Origin of the sequence: Endozoicomonas acroporae (assembly GCF_002864045.1) — a bacterium.
Taxonomy (GTDB): domain Bacteria; phylum Pseudomonadota; class Gammaproteobacteria; order Pseudomonadales; family Endozoicomonadaceae; genus Endozoicomonas; species Endozoicomonas acroporae.
In genome coordinates, this window is the sequence record NZ_PJPV01000044.1 from 26,926 (window position 1) to 44,264 (window position 17,339).

17 protein-coding genes are annotated in these 17,339 nt (G+C 50.5%); 9 read left to right on the top strand and 8 right to left on the bottom strand.

Annotated features, from left to right (window positions below):
- The first annotated feature begins 183 nt into the window (after nt 1-183).
- Together mpl and CX664_RS06860 are read left to right on the top strand one after the other, a co-directional pair.
- Nucleotides 184-1,557 carry a UDP-N-acetylmuramate:L-alanyl-gamma-D-glutamyl-meso-diaminopimelate ligase gene (gene mpl / locus CX664_RS06855; RefSeq protein WP_101746016.1) on the top strand — a complete coding sequence of 458 codons (1,374 nt, stop codon included), beginning with the start codon at nt 184-186 and terminating at the stop codon, nt 1,555-1,557.
- A gap of 9 nt (nt 1,558-1,566) precedes the next feature.
- Entirely contained in the window at nt 1,567-2,190 is a 624-nt protein-coding gene (locus CX664_RS06860; protein ID WP_101746017.1) for a flavin prenyltransferase UbiX, read from the top strand.
- Here CX664_RS06860 and CX664_RS06865 read toward each other — a convergent pair.
- The 6 genes from CX664_RS06865 to tesB all read right to left on the bottom strand — a co-directional run bounded on the left by CX664_RS06865 (nt 2,158) and on the right by tesB (nt 6,924).
- A complete protein-coding gene (locus tag CX664_RS06865) occupies nt 2,158-3,108 on the bottom strand; it encodes a hypothetical protein (protein WP_101746018.1) in 951 nt (316 codons plus the stop codon). The genes CX664_RS06860 and CX664_RS06865 overlap by 33 nt on opposite strands.
- 58 nt (nt 3,109-3,166) lie before the next feature.
- Nucleotides 3,167-3,475, bottom strand: coding sequence for a hypothetical protein (locus tag CX664_RS06870; protein ID WP_101746019.1), 309 nt, complete (start codon nt 3,473-3,475; stop codon nt 3,167-3,169).
- A 109-nt stretch (nt 3,476-3,584) separates the two neighbouring features.
- Nucleotides 3,585-4,031: a hypothetical protein gene (locus CX664_RS06875; protein ID WP_145999874.1), complete on the bottom strand. Its 447-nt coding sequence runs from the start codon at nt 4,029-4,031 to the stop codon at nt 3,585-3,587.
- 169 nt (nt 4,032-4,200) lie between these two features.
- Nucleotides 4,201-4,554, bottom strand: a complete 354-nt coding sequence (locus CX664_RS06880) for a c-type cytochrome (protein ID WP_163369668.1) — start codon at nt 4,552-4,554, stop codon at nt 4,201-4,203.
- A gap of 134 nt (nt 4,555-4,688) precedes the next feature.
- Nucleotides 4,689-5,789, bottom strand: a complete 1,101-nt coding sequence (locus CX664_RS06885) for a polysaccharide deacetylase family protein (RefSeq protein WP_101746022.1) — start codon at nt 5,787-5,789, stop codon at nt 4,689-4,691.
- Nucleotides 5,790-6,048: 259 nt separating this feature from the next.
- Entirely contained in the window at nt 6,049-6,924 is an 876-nt protein-coding gene (tesB, locus tag CX664_RS06890; RefSeq protein ID WP_101746023.1) for an acyl-CoA thioesterase II, read from the bottom strand.
- A gap of 389 nt (nt 6,925-7,313) precedes the next feature.
- On the opposite strand from tesB, the gene CX664_RS06900 reads away from it, so the two are divergent.
- Nucleotides 7,314-8,540 carry a VTT domain-containing protein gene (locus CX664_RS06900; RefSeq protein ID WP_101746024.1) on the top strand — a complete coding sequence of 409 codons (1,227 nt, stop codon included), beginning with the start codon at nt 7,314-7,316 and terminating at the stop codon, nt 8,538-8,540.
- Here CX664_RS06900 and CX664_RS06905 read toward each other — a convergent pair.
- Nucleotides 8,525-9,262: an FAD-binding oxidoreductase gene (locus CX664_RS06905; RefSeq protein ID WP_101746025.1), complete on the bottom strand. Its 738-nt coding sequence runs from the start codon at nt 9,260-9,262 to the stop codon at nt 8,525-8,527. The two genes, CX664_RS06900 and CX664_RS06905, sit on opposite strands and share 16 nt — an antisense overlap.
- A gap of 12 nt (nt 9,263-9,274) precedes the next feature.
- Entirely contained in the window at nt 9,275-10,171 is an 897-nt protein-coding gene (locus tag CX664_RS06910; RefSeq protein WP_101746026.1) for an SDR family oxidoreductase, read from the bottom strand.
- Nucleotides 10,172-10,416: 245 nt separating this feature from the next.
- Between CX664_RS06910 and CX664_RS06915 the strand changes: the two genes are divergently transcribed.
- From CX664_RS06915 to rodA, 6 genes are all read left to right on the top strand, one after another.
- Nucleotides 10,417-11,973, top strand: coding sequence for an ATP-binding response regulator (locus CX664_RS06915; protein ID WP_101746027.1), 1,557 nt, complete (start codon nt 10,417-10,419; stop codon nt 11,971-11,973).
- 100 nt (nt 11,974-12,073) lie between these two features.
- Nucleotides 12,074-13,312, top strand: coding sequence for a glutamate-5-semialdehyde dehydrogenase (locus tag CX664_RS06920; RefSeq protein WP_101746052.1), 1,239 nt, complete (start codon nt 12,074-12,076; stop codon nt 13,310-13,312).
- A 156-nt stretch (nt 13,313-13,468) separates the two neighbouring features.
- Entirely contained in the window at nt 13,469-13,816 is a 348-nt protein-coding gene (gene rsfS, locus CX664_RS06925; protein WP_101746053.1) for a ribosome silencing factor, read from the top strand.
- Nucleotides 13,816-14,283 (top strand): 23S rRNA (pseudouridine(1915)-N(3))-methyltransferase RlmH, encoded by a 468-nt coding sequence (rlmH, locus tag CX664_RS06930; protein WP_101746028.1) that lies wholly within the window; start codon nt 13,816-13,818, stop codon nt 14,281-14,283. The genes rsfS and rlmH overlap by 1 nt, the downstream gene beginning before the upstream one ends.
- A 21-nt stretch (nt 14,284-14,304) precedes the next feature.
- Nucleotides 14,305-16,170: a penicillin-binding protein 2 gene (mrdA, locus tag CX664_RS06935; RefSeq protein ID WP_101746029.1), complete on the top strand. Its 1,866-nt coding sequence runs from the start codon at nt 14,305-14,307 to the stop codon at nt 16,168-16,170.
- On the top strand, nt 16,170-17,315 hold the full coding sequence (gene rodA / locus CX664_RS06940; protein WP_101746030.1) for a rod shape-determining protein RodA: 1,146 nt from the start codon (nt 16,170-16,172) through the stop codon (nt 17,313-17,315). Before mrdA ends, rodA begins: the two co-directional genes overlap by 1 nt.
- Nucleotides 17,316-17,339: the final 24 nt, after the last annotated feature.

Sequence of the window (17,339 nt, forward strand, 5' to 3'; positions counted from 1 at the left end):
TGTTTTGCGTTCTTGACTGGTTGCAGATGATACCCGATCAAGAGTTTATTGGTAGCGCTGTTATGTATCAATTTTATGGGCTGATGGTCTTTCAATGTCAACGTCCTTTTGCGCATAGGGCAAAAACAATGTCAGAATTCTCGGACAGGCTCCTGGAGCACCTATTTTTTGGAGAGATCGGGAATGCACATACACATTCTGGGTATTTGTGGAACTTTTATGGGAAGTCTGGCCATGCTGGCCAGAGAGCTTGGGTTTGACGTGTCAGGCTCTGATGAGAACGTTTATCCCCCGATGAGTACACAACTGGAAGAACAGGGTATTTCATTATTTCAAGGGTATGGTGCTGACGCGCTCAACCCGTCACCGGATCTTGTGGTGGTTGGCAATGCCATGAAACGGGGGATTCCCGCTGTAGAGTACGTGTTGGAGAAGGGGCTTCCCTATGTTTCAGGTCCCGAATTTTTTGCCAGGTACATAGCCCCTGACCGCTGGGTATTGGCGGCTGCCGGTACCCACGGTAAAACCAGCACCAGCAGTATGCTGGCCTGGATCCTGGAATATGCCGGCATGTCTCCGGGCTTTCTGATCGGGGGGATACCGAAAGATTTCGGGATTTCCGCAAGACTTGGCAGTACCCCCTTTTTTGTGATTGAAGCGGATGAGTACGACACCGCTTTCTTTGACAAACGCTCAAAATTTATTCACTACCAGCCACGAACCCTGATTATCAATAATCTTGAGTTTGACCATGCGGATATTTTTGATGATCTTGCGGCTATCCAGCGGCAGTTCCACCATTTGGTCAGGACCATTCCGGGTACGGGTCGAATTATTTATCCTGCCGGTACTCCCGAGATAGAAGCCGTTATGGCTATGGGCTGCTGGTCTGAACAGGAAGAGTTGGGTGGCAGTCACAGTCCCTGGCAAGTTGCACCGGTCAGTAGCGATGGCAGCCACTTTAAGGTTTTGTATAAAGGCACTGAGGTTGGAACCGTGAACTGGCAGCAGGAAGGTGATCACAATGTTGCCAATGCCCTGGCCGCCATTGCTGCCGCTCACCATGTCGGTGTCTTGCCAGATACAGCCTGTGAGGCGCTTTCTGTCTTTCAGGGGGTAAAGCGGCGGATGGAAATGGTTGAGGAGGTTGGGGGGATACGGATTTATGATGATTTTGCCCATCACCCAACGGCGATTGCCACCACTCTGGCCGGGCAGAGGGCCAAACTGGGGGAAAATGCGAATATTCGTGTGATCATTGAACCCCGATCAAACACCATGAAAATGGGCGTGCATCAGGAGACATTGATCGCCTCTACCGCAGAGGCTTCCGAAGTTATCTGGTTTAAACCACAGGGGCTTGACTGGCCACTGGCCGAGTTAGTGCAGGATAGCGCGATAAAGTCATCGGTTATGGATTCCACAGAAGCCATTGTGCGTTATCTGGTTGATACCGCCTCGGCTGGTGACCATTTGCTGGTGATGAGTAATGGCGGGTTTGAAGGGATTCATGGCCGTATAGCCCGTGGATTGAAAGCAAAACTCAAGAAAAATTAAGGTTAAGTGATGAGTCGATCAAATCCTGAAAGAGTAACATTAGCCATCACGGGGGCCTCCGGAGCCCAGTACGGGCTTCGGCTACTGGAAAGTCTCGTTGCGGCCGAGCGACAGGTGTTTGTTCTGGTTTCCAGGGCCGCCAAAGTGGTTCTGGCCACAGAAATGGATCTTGAGATTGGTGATACGCCTGACGCTATTGAGCAATTTTTTACCAACCGATATCGTGCTGCTCCCAGACAGATTCGTGTGTTTGGTGAGGATGACTGGATGTCGCCTGTCGCTTCAGGCAGTGGTGCTCCCAGCTCAATGGTGATTTGCCCCTGCAGTACCGGAACCTTGTCGGCCATTGCCTGTGGTTTAAGTAATAATCTGACACAGCGGGCAGCAACAGTGGTATTAAAGGAGCGACGCAAGCTGATCATCGTGCCCCGGGAAGCCCCCTATTCTGAAATACACTTGGAAAATATGTTGAAATTGAGCCGGATGGGGAGTGTTATTCTTCCTGCGTCTCCGGGTTTTTACCATCGGCCGGAAACCGTGGATGACATGGTCGATTTTATTGTTGCCCGGATATTGGATCAGCTGGGAATTTCCCAGAAGTTAATGCCGTCCTGGGGGGATCATTGTCTTTGAAGGGGCTGGTTGTTCTGCCCCCGGAATAAAAGGCTTCAGGTTGTAAAGCCATAACGCCAGGGCATCCAGATAGATGGGCAGATTGGTTGCCGGGTCTGCCGGACCTGCCGCCAGATCAATGTCAAAACCCGGCAACTCCTGTCTTACGACTTCTTTCTGGTAAATCCCATGGGGCTGTTCCGAGATAACCAGGGCAGTTCCCGGTAGTGGGCCTGATTTCACCCAGTGCTTGAGTGTTTCGCGGGTATTGGGCCTGTGCCAGAAGCCGTTCCTCCAGTTTCGTGGTGTATCAATAAACTCAACCGGCAGGGCTCTCATCGCCTCTGGCATGGGTACCAGTTGATGCAGCATGATTGCCGCCTCTGTTTCGGTAAAAGGGCGTGGGTCCGGGGTCTTCTTGCCAGGCTTTTTGGTGAGAATGTCCAGGTAGTCAGCCCCCGGGGTGAGAGGGCGTTGGCCCACCAGAAAAATCAAACGCTTGAATCGGACACCCTGACGCCACCAGTCAGTTAACAAGTCCAGCCTGCGTTTCATGCCGGGGGCAGTGGCTCCCAATAGCAATGCATAATCATATTGCCTGGTTAATGGCCCGATGGGGGATATGAGTCCAAGCTTTTCAAGCAGATCAAGGACTCTGTATCTTTTGTCTGTTGATATATCCAGCCCTGGTAATTCCCACCGCTCCTGTCCCGGTTTTCTGCGCCAGACCTGGGCGGTATCGATCATTGACTCCAGGGTAGGGGCATGGGAAATGCGCAGCTCTGTTAACAATTCATCCAGTGTTAATGTGAGCGTTTTATAGTGTTGACCAGGATCGACGGTATCCGCCTGGGAAAGCATGGAAAGATACATGAGTGTCCCTACCAGAAACCGCTGGTAATTGAATCGGTAATGGAATCGACTCTTCCAGCCGGGCATTGTTTTTGTCCCTGAAGATGCCGCAGGGACAAGCATAGCTGGTTCTCTTAACAGGTTATTAATGCTGAGTTGACGCAGAATTAGCGGTCTGGGCCTGTTGCTGGAGAATAAGCTGGCTCAGCTCAGGCTGTTCCCAATTCTCCGGGTAGTGTTTGGCCATTGCTTCCATCATGACGGTGTATTCATCAGCCGGTTTTTTCAGCAGGTAAGTCAGGAAGGTAAAGATTCGATCAGACATTTCTTTATTGATCTGATTCAGTTGTTGATCGTTTATCTGTCCTTTTTTCTGACACTCTTCAATGGTGGATTGACGAATGCAGTTGGCGGATATGATCAGCGCCAGTTTCTCGATGTTTTGATCTTCCATGATGGGCTCCATGCCTGTATAGATAAAATACGTTTACCTATATAAAACTAGTTGCTGTGGGAGGGGTTTCAAGCCTGACAAATAAAAACAGGAAAAGAGATTCCCCCGATTAAGGTTGAGACGACTTAAGATTGGTTAAATCGGGTTTATCCCGATCATTATTATACTCAACGCCCAGTTGCCAGCCTGTAGCAATCAGCAATCCGCCAACAGTCCCCCACAGCGGTCCGACAGGGGTTAAGACGCCTATAACGAACCCTGCCACACTGCCAATTCCGGCTTTGGTAAAAAAGGGCGGTAACATTTCACCCAAGTGTCTGGACACATAATTGACAAGCTTTACAGCCCGACTGTGGAGGCCTTTGAAAAAGCTTGAGATATTACTCCATGCGGAATGCTCTTCACTGAAGCTGGAGGACATACGGATTTTGGTAAAAATGCTGACGATTTTTCTGCCAAAGCTGTTGCCACCTTCATCACTGTGGCTCAGTGAGGCATCAGTAGAAGGGGGTGATGCGTTGGGGGTAATGCCAGCAGAGGGGTATGATACGGTCATTTCAAGCACACTTATTACGTCGATTTGATAATTAAGACCAACAAAAGCAATTAAGGTTCCCACCTTTACTTGAAAATTTAATAGATCCTGGCGTGATGGGTAGAAAAACAGATCTTAAGGGGGCATTCGGGGTTTGTTAATTTACCGGGACATCCCAATTTGGAGGAACTTATAAGCATCCGGTTATTGAGTACCACTCGCTGATACTCTCGATTTCTTCTTCGGATATCAGCCTGGCAATATTACTCATTGGCTGGTGAGTGGTTCTGGCACCGTTTCGGTAGTATTGCAGTTGTTTAACCATGTATTCTTTTTTCTGACAGGCCAGATTAGGGTTTAGTGGCGTTGTACCAATACCGGTTGGACCATGGCATCCCGCGCAGAGCTGCATCGCTTTTGCCTGTGCTGCTTCAAGGTGTTTGGGGGGCGGCTGAATTTGAGTAGCAGACTGCTGGTCAGTGCATCCAGCCAGAAGAAAAACGGCGACTGGTACTATTTTTTTGATTTTTAACACTGTTTTCATCAAACCACCGACTTCACTTAAATTGATGGAGCGGTTAATAAAACACTTTACGTTTGCCACTACATGTTAGAGCCTATCCACGTTTCGTTGCAGGCACGCAACGAAACGTTAAAAGCTCCAGCCATTCAGCGTGGTCAATCCAGCGCTTTACCTTCATCTGTCAATCTGAGCCATGCATGGGAGTACCAGTAGTAGTGCCGACCACTGTTGGATGGTGCAGTACAGTTATAGCGAGTTCGGCCTACTGGTAATGGTTTATTGGCTTGAGTCCTGAACAGAGTCATCTCTTTATTAAGCCAGGTTACCTTCAGCTCACCCTGGCCGGAGGCGTAACACTTAAGCTGTTTTTTCTGGTAATTCCCTTCAGCCAGGGCCAGCTCCAGTTCGGGCTTAAGGTTATCCTGAGTGATCAGTGATGAGTCGGGGCTCTGGCTGGTTACTGGCAGAGCCCTGCTGTTGACTTTAATGGCAAAGTCCTTCAGCCCATAAATACCCGCCATGGGGAAACGGGGCAGGCGAGTGAAGTCAGAATATTCACCAGCGGCTCCGGACTGCTGACCAAATCCTGTATAACCCATCTCATCCAGTGAAACTCTGAGTTCCGGGGAGGTTTCACCAAAAGTCCAGGCAAACATCTTAACACTTTGACCGGTTTGTTCCCGGATTCTGGCTTCTGTCATATCCAGGTCCTGACGGAACCGGGAACGCCACTGTGCCCTGGTTTCTCCGGGCAGTCTTTCTACACTGTGGGCGTGGTTCATGGTGTGGTTTGCCAGGGTAGCACCTGCTTCCGTCATTTCCCGCAGTTGCGCCCAGCTGAGAAACTTCTGATAGTTTTTATCCACCGGTGCGGGCGTGACAAAAATGGTAAATGGCAACCCCTGTTCCCTGAGTATTGGAAATGCCTCGGTGTAAATGCTCAGATAGGCATCGTCAAAAGTGATGGCGACTGTTTTTTCCGGTAATGTCTTTCTATTGCGAAGTGCTTCAACCAGATCAACCAGTGGCATCACATTGAACTTATTCTCCGCAAGATAGTTGATATGTTTCCTGAATGTCTCGGGGGTGACACTGGTGATTTTCGGGGTTTCATGACTGACATGGTGATATTGCAATATGACTGCAGAACCGGATCCCTGACTCAAGGCCGGGATTATCGAGAGAAGTGTAAAAATGCAGGGCAGGTATTGCCTCAATTTACCGACAACGGGCTTCAGCAGAAATGACAAGCTCACAGTATTCCCTTAATACGGTTTCCCCCAGCTGGATTCGGGGCAGTTGATGAAATATCCGGGCTGGGATTTTAACCTTCAACAAGGGGGATTTACTATCGTACTAATGACCACTTTTGGCTACTCAGGTATCCAGAGCCTGGTTCCATGTCCTACATCCGGACAAAAAAAACCACCAAACAGCAAAGGCAGGGGCTGATTGGTGGTCCAGGTTTCAATAGCGAACAATTAAAAGTTTATGAGCGGTCAGCTCATTCTTCCTTTAGACCTTGGTCTGAACCCTGATCGGCCTGACCAGCCCCTCCTGGATGGTAGACGCTACCATTACTCCAGCCTGATTGAATATCTGGCCTCTTACCAACGCTCTGGCACCGCTGGCATGGGTGCTTTCAATAGAGTGCAGTAACCACTCATCCATCCTGAATGGGCGGTGGAACCACATGGCATGGTCCAGACTGGCTATTTGAACGGGTTTCTGGAAAGCGGCAGCCCCATGGGGATACATGCTGGTGGGTAAGAACTGAAAGTCTGAGGCATAGGCCAGAAGGTATTTATGCAGTCCGGGATTATCGGGCAGTTTTCCGTTGGCTCTTATCCAGATTTTATGATGTGGTGCCCTGGTGTCTTCTGCCATTGGATCAACCGGGTCAGCAAAGCGAATCTCAATGGGGGTATCGCTGAGCAGTCGTTTTTGCAGCGGCTTGGGAATCAGGTTGCTGTGCCTTTGAATCAGGGCTTTTTCGCTCAGGGCTTCATCCGGGGGTATGACGTTTGGCATCGGGTCCTGATGTTCAAACCCACTTTCGTTTAAATGAAAGGATGCGGACAAATGGAAAATAGGGCGTCCATTTTGCACGGCGACTACCCGGCGGGTATTGAAGCTTCTGCCATCGCGAATGCAGTCCACCGTGTAGACAATCGGCTTGCTGCTGTCGCCCTCGCGAAGAAAATAGCTATGGAAGGAGTGAACATGACGTTCTGGATCCACCGTCTGCCTCGCCGCAGACAGCGCCTGGCCTAATACCTGGCCACCAAATACCCGCCCCCAACCAAGGTCCTGACTCTGGCCCCGGAATATATTGTTTTCAATCGGTTCCAGTTTCAGTTGGTTTATCAGTTCTTCCAGTACATCACTCATCCTGTAACTCCCTGGCTGCATACCGTTGTTGAGATTGGCGGCAGATATTGTGTTGATGCTTTGGGTTATCGGGTAACAACAGGCCCGCATTTACCCGGTAAAACTGGCGCAGTTTAAACGCTCAGGCCTGCTTTGCAAATCAGGCTGTATCAGCAGGAAGGATTATTAGCCCATTGCCCGTTATAGCTGATAAATTGTGGGTTTATGAATCTGGCCGGTTAAAACGGTAAGCTCTGGCTGTTTACGATCAAGCATCTGGCAATATTTCTGGTAACGTTCCGATGTCATCATTGCCCGTTAGTCTATTAGAATGAAACTGTAGTCTAATTCTGATAACACATCAGCCCGGATCGATAGCAAGGTATTTCCCACCAAGGCCGCGATAAATCATGGATAACGCTTATTTTGATGCCATTCATAGATGGTTACAGCAGAACACTGGCCTGATTGGTCCTGCTGTAGCAATGGTGGCCTGTTTGGAATCATTGGTTGTGGTGGGTATTGTTCTGCCGGGTGTGGCCCTGCTGTTTGCATTAGCGGCTATTGCCGGGGCGGCTTCCATTTCTATCTATCCAATCCTCCTGTGGGCTTTTCTGGGAGCTGTTGTCGGGGACGGGGTCAGTTACCTGTTTGGCTATCATTACCACGAGCGAGTCAGGGGCTGGTGGCCATTTAATCGTCATCCTCAATGGTTGGAACGTGGTGAGGATTTCTTCAGGGAGTATGGTTTTTTAAGCATTGTGATCGGGCGTTTTGTTGGTCCTGTCCGCCCCATCATACCGGCAGTAGCAGGTATGATGGGTATGGTTCCCAGGTACTTTTTTACGGTTAATATTCTCTCCGCCCTTGCCTGGTCTCCGGTTTACCTGCTTCCGGGTTATCTGACGGGAGCCGCACTTCAGTGGCATGATAAAGTGCCCGATCAATTGTTGGTTGTGTTGTCAGCCATTACCGGTGTTGCCATCCTGCTTCCGCCATTGCTGATCAGTGCTCATCGTCACTTCAAGCCCCGGTTTATCGGGTATCTGGTGCTGATATCAGGGCTGCTTACCTTACTGATTACTGCTCACCGGGCAGGGTTGCTGGAGAGCGTCAATCAAGGTGTTGACCAATGGCTGAAAGCGGTTCAATTGCCCTGGTTGCAAAAGGTGATGTACTGGGTGGCCCAGATTGGCAGTATTCCTGTTTTGGGTATTGTTTCTGCAGGTGGCTTATTCTGGCTTTACCGTTCTAATCGGGTTGCCACTCTGTTCAGTCTGCTTTTTGGTGGTGTATTAATGGTTTGCTCTGTCTGGCTTATCAACTGGCTGGCAGACAGTGACAGGTCTGTGACATGGCTTGATCTTTATGCTTTCCCCTCTGTGCATGCAACAGTCATCGTCTATGTACTGTTTTCTTTTGTTGCCCCGGTAGCAGTAAACCGTCCATTTAAAGTCCAATGGCTATCGGCCAGTGTCGCTTTGGGGCTGGTGATGAGTGATGCTTTTGCCCGGTTGGTTTTGCAGGTTAACTGGTTTGGCGACGTTATGACGGGATTGTGCCTTGGTTTATTCTGGGGACTGGTTGCTCTTGAGCTGACAAACTGGGCTGAAAAGCGGAGTCAGTGCCCGGAGTAAACGTATTTTTCCCGTTTGATTTGCCGGGGGGATAACCCTCTGTCTCTGAGCAGAGTCACGCAATCATCAATCATGCCCGGATTTCCGCAGAGATAAACCACATCGTTTTCAGGATCCAGGTTGAGGGCGTCAAACTGGTCTTGCACGTGGCCCGTAAACTCATGGTTTGCTGTATTTACGGTGGACTCACGGCTTAAACAGGTGCGGTACTTTAAGTTTGGCAGTTGGGCAAAATCTTCAGAATAAATGCTTTCCTCACGATATCTGAAGCCCTTCACAACGGTGACAGCTGTTCCTTTATCGCTAAGCGTTTTCAACTGCGGAATCATGCTTCGATAGGGGGCAATCCCTGTGCCAGTTCCCACCAGAAGAAGCTGTCCGGGAAAGGTGTCCGGCAGCGTGAGGGCCCCGAACGGGCCAGAAATATCCAGTTCGGTTCCGGCTGGGGCTTTCTGGAAAAGCCCGGAAGCAACCCCACCACTGACCAGGCTGAGCGCTATTTGCAGCAGGCCGGTTGCCTTAAAGTCCTCCGGTGCGTTGGCAATGCTATAACTTCGTTTATGAAGTTTTCCATCCATTTCAAACTGCAGCTGCACAAACTGTCCGGCAATAAAATTGAAACTCGCTCCTTCGTCCTGTGCCAACTCAAAGCTCAGCTGCAGTGTATTGGCACTGAGCTGTTCAGTCTTATAGAGTTTTGCAGAGAAAAGAGAACCGGGCATTAATAGCTATCCTCATGACGTTATTTCAGTGTTACCGCTTTCATAATAGCTTCTGATCATCCGTGCGAGTGCTCCTCTCCAGGGTTTATTATGAACGCCAAAGGTACTTAAAATTTTCCGGCAGGAGAGGGTTGCATTGGCTGGTGCCTGAATACCATTACGATCGTTCAATTTATCCATACGCAGTTTTCGGATTTTCAGGTCCTGAAATTGCGATGCCTCAGAAATCACCACCTCGGCAAAACGGTTTTCAGAGATAGACTCTGCACCAGCGTAATGATAAGTACCCCAGGGTTCAGCCCCACAGCCCAGTTGCTGGATGATCGCGACAATAACTCTTGCCGCATCGTCGCTGGGGGTCGGGCACCCCTGTTGATCGGATACCACGGCAACCTCTTGCTCTTTGCTGATCTGATCCAGAAGGTACTTTAAAAGGTTGGTGCGTCGGTGGCTGATGACCCAGGATAGACGGAGGATGATATGCCTTGGGCAGCGCTCACTGATTTGCTGTTCTGCCTGCCATCGGCTGGTGGCCAGAACACCGGCAGGGTTAGGTATATCTTTTTCGGTATAAGCTTCCTTTTTGCTGCCATCAAAAATACGGTAGGTGGAAATATAGACAAGAATGGCCTGCTGTCGGTGGCAGCCATCCGCCAGTGTTGCCATGGCATCCCGGTTTATCCGGAAGCATTTGGAGGGCTCGTTTTCGGCCTTAACCGGATCGTTATAACCTGCACAGTTGACCACGATATCTGGCTGGTAATTTTTCAGGCAGGCATCAATGGACTCAGGATTGTCCAGATTTAATTCATCCCGTTTCGGAGCGATACAATGGATCTGCTTGTCAAGGAACAACCGCTGTACTTCCTGGCCGATCAGCCCGGTACCACCAATCAATAGTATTTTCATAAGCACTCGGTCGTTATGAGTTAATGATCACGGGCCATTCAACGCCATTGGATCAATACGGGAAATAGCTCTATTGAAACATGAATAAGAGAACTCAGGAAAAAAATTCTCAACGTCGAAAACATTGGCCAGAGTGATTGATGGCAGTAAGGTCTCTGATAAAAGCCGAAGTTATAGTAAGATAAGCCACTTATTTCCGTCTATTTTTACATTGATGAACCTTCTGAAATCAGGGTCTGCTGACGATGTATCTGGCTGAAGCTCCTGTAGAGCAGCATGAAGAAGAGCGTATTCTTCTTGTGGATGACAATCCGACCAATTTGCAGGTATTACTGCAAACCCTCAGTGGCCGTGGCTATAAGCTTCTTATTGCCAAAAATGGAGAGAGTGCTCTCAGGATCGCTGTCAAGGCAAAACCCGCTTTAGTGTTGCTGGATATAATGATGCCCGGCATGGATGGCTATGAGGTTTGCCAACGGCTGAAGGAAAGCCCGGAAACCCGCAATATAACCGTGATTTTCCTGTCCGCCCTGGATGATACCAAAGACAAGGTCAGGGGCCTGGAAACCGGCGCAGTGGACTTTATCTCCAAGCCATTTCAAGCGGAAGAGGTCATTGCCCGGGTACAGACCCAGTTGAAAATCCATAAGCTTGAACAGGCGCTTTCCGCGAGAAATCGACAGCTGGAGGCTGATAAGGCCCGCATTCTGGAAAGTATGAATGAAGGGATATTCGGCCTTGATCGACTGGGACTGATCACCTTTGCCAACCCGGCAGCCTCTGCCATGACCGGCTGGTCCATAGAACAACTGACGGGGCAGAACCTGATTCAGTTGATGAAAGGGAGTGAAGATGCCCCATCAGGGCCACTGGCACCGATTGAGGTATCCCTGAGCAAAGGTGTCAGTAAAACCGTTGAAAATGCCACGTTCCTGCACAGTGACGGTTCGCCATTTCCGGTGGATTTTTCCTGTACGCCGATTATGGAAAACAGTGCCCCCACTGGCGCAGTGGTTGTGTTCAGGGATATTTCCGAGAAAAAAAGGCAGCAGGAAGCCCTGCAGAAGGCCCTGGATGAATTGGAAAGCCAGAAAGAGCAGCTGACCCATGTCTCTCGGTTGAGCACCATGGGTGAGATGGCCGCTGGCTTTGCCCACGAGGTAAATCAGCCATTGACCGCGATTTCCAATTACGCCCAGGTGGCCAGAAGAATGCTGGCCCGGCTGGAATTGGCGGATGACCTTGGTCTTTCCGAGGCCATGGAAAAAGTCAATACCCAGGCCCGGCGGGCCGGGGAAATCATTGCCCGTATTCGTTCTTTTGTGAAGAAACCGGACCATGTTCTGGGCAGCGTCGATCCCAACCGGTTGATTCAGGATACCTACAAGCTTGCCGAAGTTGACGCCCGTAACAACCATATGGAAATCCATCTGGAGCAGGAAGAGGGGCTTCCGAATGTGAAGGTTGACCCTGTGCAGATCCAGCAGGTGGCATTGAACCTGATTCGTAATGGCATGGAAGCGATGAGAGATATGGAGACCCGCAGTATCGGTGTCTATGTTCGCACCGAAAAGCTGGATGATAACTTTGTCAAAGTGTCGGTCATTGACCGTGGCCATGGTCTGGCAGATGATGCCGAAGAAAAACTGTTTACGCCGTTTTACACCACCAAGGTGGATGGTATGGGTATTGGGCTGACGGTATGTCACTCCATTATACAGTCTCATGGTGGTCGGTTGACATTCCAGCGTCACCCGGAAGGCGGGACGATATTTGAATTTACCATGCCGATTGCGGACTGATAATATGGCTGTTTTGCAGCCTTTTATTGCAGAGAATTAACGATAGTGGTGATGCAAGTTGCCGGGAGAAAAGACATTGGCTGATCAAGTGACGGAGTACATGCATGGACTGGGCCAGAGAGCCCGGCAGGCCAGTAAGGAGATGGCTGTTGCTGATACTGCGATAAAAAACAGGGCACTTCTGGCGATAGCAGACGCACTGGAAGCGGATCGTTCTCAGCTGAAGTTTGTCAATACCCGGGATCTGGACGCTGGCCGGGAACGTGGGCTTGATGCCGCCATGCTCGATCGCCTTGAACTGACCGATGCCCGAATTGATACCATGATTGAAGGTCTCCGTCAGGTGGCAGCCCTGCCAGACCCCATCGGCACAATTGATGATATGAAGTATGTACCCAGCGGTATTCAGATAGGCAAAATGCGGGTGCCTCTGGGCGTCATTGGCATTATCTATGAGTCCCGTCCAAACGTTACCGTGGAAGCAGCAAGCCTGTGTCTGAAATCTGGCAATGCGGTTATTCTCCGTGGCGGCAGTGAGTCCATTCACTCCAATCAGGCTATTGCCCGATGTATTCAGCAGGGACTGGCCCAGGCAGGGTTGCCTGAAGATGCGGTTCAGGTGGTTGAAACTATTGACCGTGCCGCTGTCGGTGCGCTGATCACCATGCCTGAGTATGTCGATGTGATCGTACCTCGTGGTGGCAAGGGACTGATTGAGCGCATCAGTGCTGACGCCCGGGTACCGGTGATTAAACACCTGGACGGTGTCTGCCATGTCTATCTGGATGATCGGGCCGATCACAGCAAGGCCGTCCGGATTGCCATGAATGCGAAAACCCATCGCTATGGTGTGTGCAATGCCATGGAAACGCTGCTGGTGCATCAGGATGTGGCTCAGCCTTTGCTGCGGGAGCTTTCAGGACTTTATTCCCAGAAGGGGGTTGAGCTGCGGGGATGCCCCGTTACCTGTGAGATTCTGCCCGGTGCGGTACCGGCAACAGAAGAAGACTGGTCAGAAGAGTACCTTGGTCCCGTTCTGGCCATTAAAGTGGTTCTGGATATGGATGAAGCCATCGTTCATATCAATCGCTACGGTTCTCATCATACCGATGCCATCGTCACTGAGGACTTTACCCGTGCCCGCCGCTTTATGCGGGAAGTGGATTCAAGCTCAGTTATGGTGAATGCATCCACCCGTTTTGCCGACGGGTTTGAATATGGTCTGGGTGCTGAAATTGGTATCTCTACCGACAAAATCCATGCCCGTGGGCCTGTCGGCCTGGAAGGGCTGACTTCGCAAAAGTATGTGGTTTTTGGGGATGGCCATATTCGCCAGTGATACTGCTCTGATAGTGGATTTCCGCCTCTGGTGCGTATCGGGCATTGACTTCTATGATTAATGCTGAGAGCCTGCCCTGTTTAAATGGCCTGATTCGGCACAGGGTAACAAACCATGCTCTGCCGGATCGTCAATACGAGGTTAATTTTGCAGTCTATGCATTCTGATGAGTTAAAACAGCTTGTTGTCGAAGCTATCGAAGAAGTAAAAGGTAATGAAATCACCTGTTTGAATGTTTCGGGTCAAACCAGTGTTACCGATTTTATGGTGATTGCCTGTGGTACCTCCAACCGTCATGTCAAGTCGCTGGCGGATAATGTCATTGAGCAGTGTAAGAAACAGGGTGTTCGACCGTTAGGGGTTGAAGGTCAGGACAAGTCCGAGTGGGTTCTGGTGGATCTTGGTGATGTCGTTGTCCACCTGATGCTGCCTGCTACCCGCCAGTTCTATGACTTGGAAAGACTTTGGGACAGTGCTGACCTGGTTGTCGCTGAGCCCTCCTGATGCGGATTCGGCTGATATCGGTTGGCTCAAAAATGCCGGGTTGGGTTGAAGAGGGCTACAGGGAATACAGTCGTCGGCTTGGTGCGGACGTGAAACTGGAGCTTGTTGAGATTCCTCTCGGTAAGCGCAGTAAAGGCTCTGACATTAATCGCCTTCAGGAGAAAGAGGCTGGCCAGATGCTCGCTGCTGTGGGTTCAGGCGACCTGGTGGTCACCATGGAAATTATGGGCAAGGCCTGGAGTACAGAAAAGCTGGCGGACAATATGGGGGCTTGGTTACACAGTGGCCGCAATGTCAGTTTGCTGGTCGGCGGGCCGGAGGGTTTGCATGCCTCATGCCTGGCAAAGGCGGATCTCCGCTGGTCATTGTCGCCATTAACATTGCCGCACCCGCTGGTTAGGGTTGTGGTGGCTGAGCAGGTTTACAGAGCCTGGAGCATTCTTCACAATCATCCCTACCATAAGTAAAACTGATGACTGAGATATAACATGCCGCAGGATACCTTAAAGGACCATGGGGCAGAAAAAAGACTGGTAAATATCCGGATTTGGGTTGCCATTGGCTTTATGGTGCTCCTTGCTATGGGGCTGGTTTCCCGCCTCTTCTATCTTCAGGTTGTTCGCTACAATGAGCTGTCCACGCAATCGGATGAGAACCGTGTACTGGTTCAGCCAATCCCTCCTACCCGTGGCCTGATATACGACACCAATGGCAAGCTTCTTGCCGTTAACAAGCCCAGCCATATATTGTCGATTGTTCGGGAGCAGACCAAAGATCTTGCTGGTTTACTGGATGATATTGGTCATATTTTGTCTCTGACCGACGGTGAGCTGCAGCGTTTTCATCAACGGGTTAAGCGACGCCGACCTTATGAAGCGGTCCCTCTGAAGTTTGATCTTACTGCCGAAGAGATTGCCCGGATTTCGGTGAATCTTTTCCGTTTGCCGGGGGTGGATATCAATGCTGAACTGATTCGGCAGTACCCCGAAGGAAAGCGTTTTGCCCACAGCATCGGCTATGTAGGCCGAATCAATGATCGGGATTTGAAACGTCTGGACCCGGCTCTCTACTCCGGGACTCATACCACGGGCAAGATTGGTGTAGAGCGCGCCTATGAGTCGGTACTTCTGGGTAAACCCGGTCATCAGGAGGTAGAGACCAATGCCCGTGGCCGGGTATTGCGCGTGTTGAAAAAAGTTAGCCCGCACGCAGGTCAGGATCTTAACCTTTATCTGGACAGTGAGCTGCAAAAGGTGGCTATTGATGCAATCAATGGCCGCCGAGGGGCTTTGGTGGCCATGGACCCGAAAACCGGCGGGGTGCTGGCAATGGCCAGCAATCCATCATTTGACCCCAATCTGTTTGTGACGGGGATTGATAGTAAAACGTTCAATGCGCTCAACAGAGATATCGAGCGACCGTTGTACAATCGGGCATCATTAGGTGAGTACCCACCCGCCTCCACAGTAAAGCCGGTGATGGGGCTGGCACTGCTGGCGAATGATATCGTCAAACCAGAGGATAGAATTTTTGATAAAGGCTGGTTTCAGCTACCGGGCAGTGATCACCGTTTTCGTAACTGGAAACGTTCCGGTCATGGCTGGGTTGATTTATCCCGCGCGATATCGGCATCCAATGATACCTATTTCTATATTCAGGCCGGGAAGCTGGGTATCGATAATCTCCATGATTTTGCTGATCAATTCGGCTTTGGCCACAAAACCGGCATTGATATAAGGGAAGAGCGTCCGGGCCTTTTGCCCTCCAGTGAGTGGAAACGAGGTGCCTATGGTCAGCCCTGGTATCCGGGTGAAACAGTGATTGCGATCATCGGGCAGGGGTATATGCTGGCAACCCCCTTGCAGCTGGCAGAGTCAACGGCGCTTATCGCCAACCGTGGCAAGTATGTTCAGCCCCGTCTGGTGAAAGAGGATATTCCTGAAATCCAGGGGGAATTCTGGGGGGATGACATCACCATTGGCTGGACTCCCGAGGCGGAAGCCAAGAACTGGGAACTCATCATCAAAGCCATGGAAGATGTTGTTCACTCTCCTGGGGGAACCGCACACTGGCGAATCGGTCGGGGACTCAAGTATCGTATGGCCGGTAAAACCGGGACAGCACAGGTGGTCAGTATTCCCCAGGGAGAGGAGTACGATGCTGAGAAGCTAAAAGAGTTCGAGCGGGATCACAGTTTGTTTGTCGCATTTGCACCGGTAGAAGATCCCCTGATTGCCGTTGCTGTTATTCTGGAAAACAGCAATGGTGCTGCCAATGTCGCCAGAAAGGTTATGGATTCCTACCTGCTGCCAAGATTAACGGCCAACAGCCATCAAGTGAAGGGAGAGAAATAATGGCCAACCAGGATTTTGTTCGCCAGATCGATCTCCACGGGTTTGGCCGCGGCCCGGGATTGTCCATGCGCTGGCATATTGATTTTATGTTGCTCGGGTTTCTGCTTTTACTCTGTGGTGCGGGGCTCTTTATCCTTTACAGTGCTACCGGTCGGGATATGTCGGTTGTTATTCGACAGGCAACCTACCTGGGCATCAGTCTGACCGGCATGCTGATCGTGGCCCAGATTCCGCCAAGGGTGCTGATGCAGTGGGCCAAGTGGTTTTATGTGGCAGGGGTGCTGCTATTGCTGGCCGTTCTGTTTATGGGCGTACAGTCCAAAGGTGCACAACGCTGGATTCAGCTGCCGGGTTTCCGGTTTCAACCATCGGAAGTGATCAAGCTGATTATGCCGATTACCATGGCAGCTTTTCTGGCCAGGCGTCCACTGCCTCCCTCGTTTAAAGATGTGATTTTCTCACTGATTATTATTGCTGTGCCGGTGGTACTTATTGCCAAACAACCTGACCTTGGCACGTCTATTTTGATTGGCTCTTCGGGCCTGTTTGTGCTGCTGCTGGCCGGTTTGCGCAAGCGCATGATATTTTCTGCTATCTGTCTTGCGGTACCAGCGATCTATGTGTTTTGGCAGTTCTTTATGTATGACTATCAGAAGCGGAGAGTGCTGACATTTCTGAACCCTGAAAGTGACCCGTGGGGAGCCGGTTGGAATATCATCCAGTCCACCATTGCTATTGGTTCCGGTGGGCTTTATGGCAAGGGTTGGTTACAGGGCACGCAATCGCATCTTGATTTTCTGCCAGAGAGCCATACGGATTTTATCATTGCCGTTCTGGCGGAAGAGTTTGGCCTGATGGGGTGTCTGGTGCTCTTTGCCCTGTATACCCTGATTCTGGGGCGGGGACTGTTCATCACCCTGAATGCCGAGACGCTCTTTGGTCGTTTATTGGCAGGTAGTATTACTCTGACGTTTTTCGTGTATATCTTTGTGAATATCGGGATGGTCAGTGGACTCCTGCCAGTAGTGGGTGTTCCATTACCCATGGTTAGCCGGGGGGGGACTTCTTTGGTGACCCTGCTGGCCGGTTTTGGTTTTCTGATGTCGATACATACCCATCGCTCTTTTCTGAGGGCTTCCCAATAGATCTTTACCTTTCTTCCATAGAAT

Coding starts and splice junctions, on each gene's coding strand:
- mpl (WP_101746016.1), top strand. CDS start 184: ATGCACATACACATTCTGGGTATTTGTGGAACTTTTATGGGAAGTCTG.
- CX664_RS06860 (WP_101746017.1), top strand. CDS start 1,567: ATGAGTCGATCAAATCCTGAAAGAGTAACATTAGCCATCACGGGGGCC.
- CX664_RS06865 (WP_101746018.1), bottom strand. CDS start 3,108: ATGCCCGGCTGGAAGAGTCGATTCCATTACCGATTCAATTACCAGCGG.
- CX664_RS06870 (WP_101746019.1), bottom strand. CDS start 3,475: ATGGAAGATCAAAACATCGAGAAACTGGCGCTGATCATATCCGCCAAC.
- CX664_RS06875 (WP_145999874.1), bottom strand. CDS start 4,031: ATGACCGTATCATACCCCTCTGCTGGCATTACCCCCAACGCATCACCC.
- CX664_RS06880 (WP_163369668.1), bottom strand. CDS start 4,554: ATGAAAACAGTGTTAAAAATCAAAAAAATAGTACCAGTCGCCGTTTTT.
- tesB (WP_101746023.1), bottom strand. CDS start 6,924: ATGAGTGATGTACTGGAAGAACTGATAAACCAACTGAAACTGGAACCG.
- CX664_RS06900 (WP_101746024.1), top strand. CDS start 7,314: ATGGATAACGCTTATTTTGATGCCATTCATAGATGGTTACAGCAGAAC.
- CX664_RS06905 (WP_101746025.1), bottom strand. CDS start 9,262: ATGCCCGGTTCTCTTTTCTCTGCAAAACTCTATAAGACTGAACAGCTC.
- CX664_RS06910 (WP_101746026.1), bottom strand. CDS start 10,171: ATGAAAATACTATTGATTGGTGGTACCGGGCTGATCGGCCAGGAAGTA.
- CX664_RS06915 (WP_101746027.1), top strand. CDS start 10,417: ATGTATCTGGCTGAAGCTCCTGTAGAGCAGCATGAAGAAGAGCGTATT.
- CX664_RS06920 (WP_101746052.1), top strand. CDS start 12,074: ATGCATGGACTGGGCCAGAGAGCCCGGCAGGCCAGTAAGGAGATGGCT.
- rsfS (WP_101746053.1), top strand. CDS start 13,469: ATGCATTCTGATGAGTTAAAACAGCTTGTTGTCGAAGCTATCGAAGAA.
- rlmH (WP_101746028.1), top strand. CDS start 13,816: ATGCGGATTCGGCTGATATCGGTTGGCTCAAAAATGCCGGGTTGGGTT.
- mrdA (WP_101746029.1), top strand. CDS start 14,305: ATGCCGCAGGATACCTTAAAGGACCATGGGGCAGAAAAAAGACTGGTA.
- rodA (WP_101746030.1), top strand. CDS start 16,170: ATGGCCAACCAGGATTTTGTTCGCCAGATCGATCTCCACGGGTTTGGC.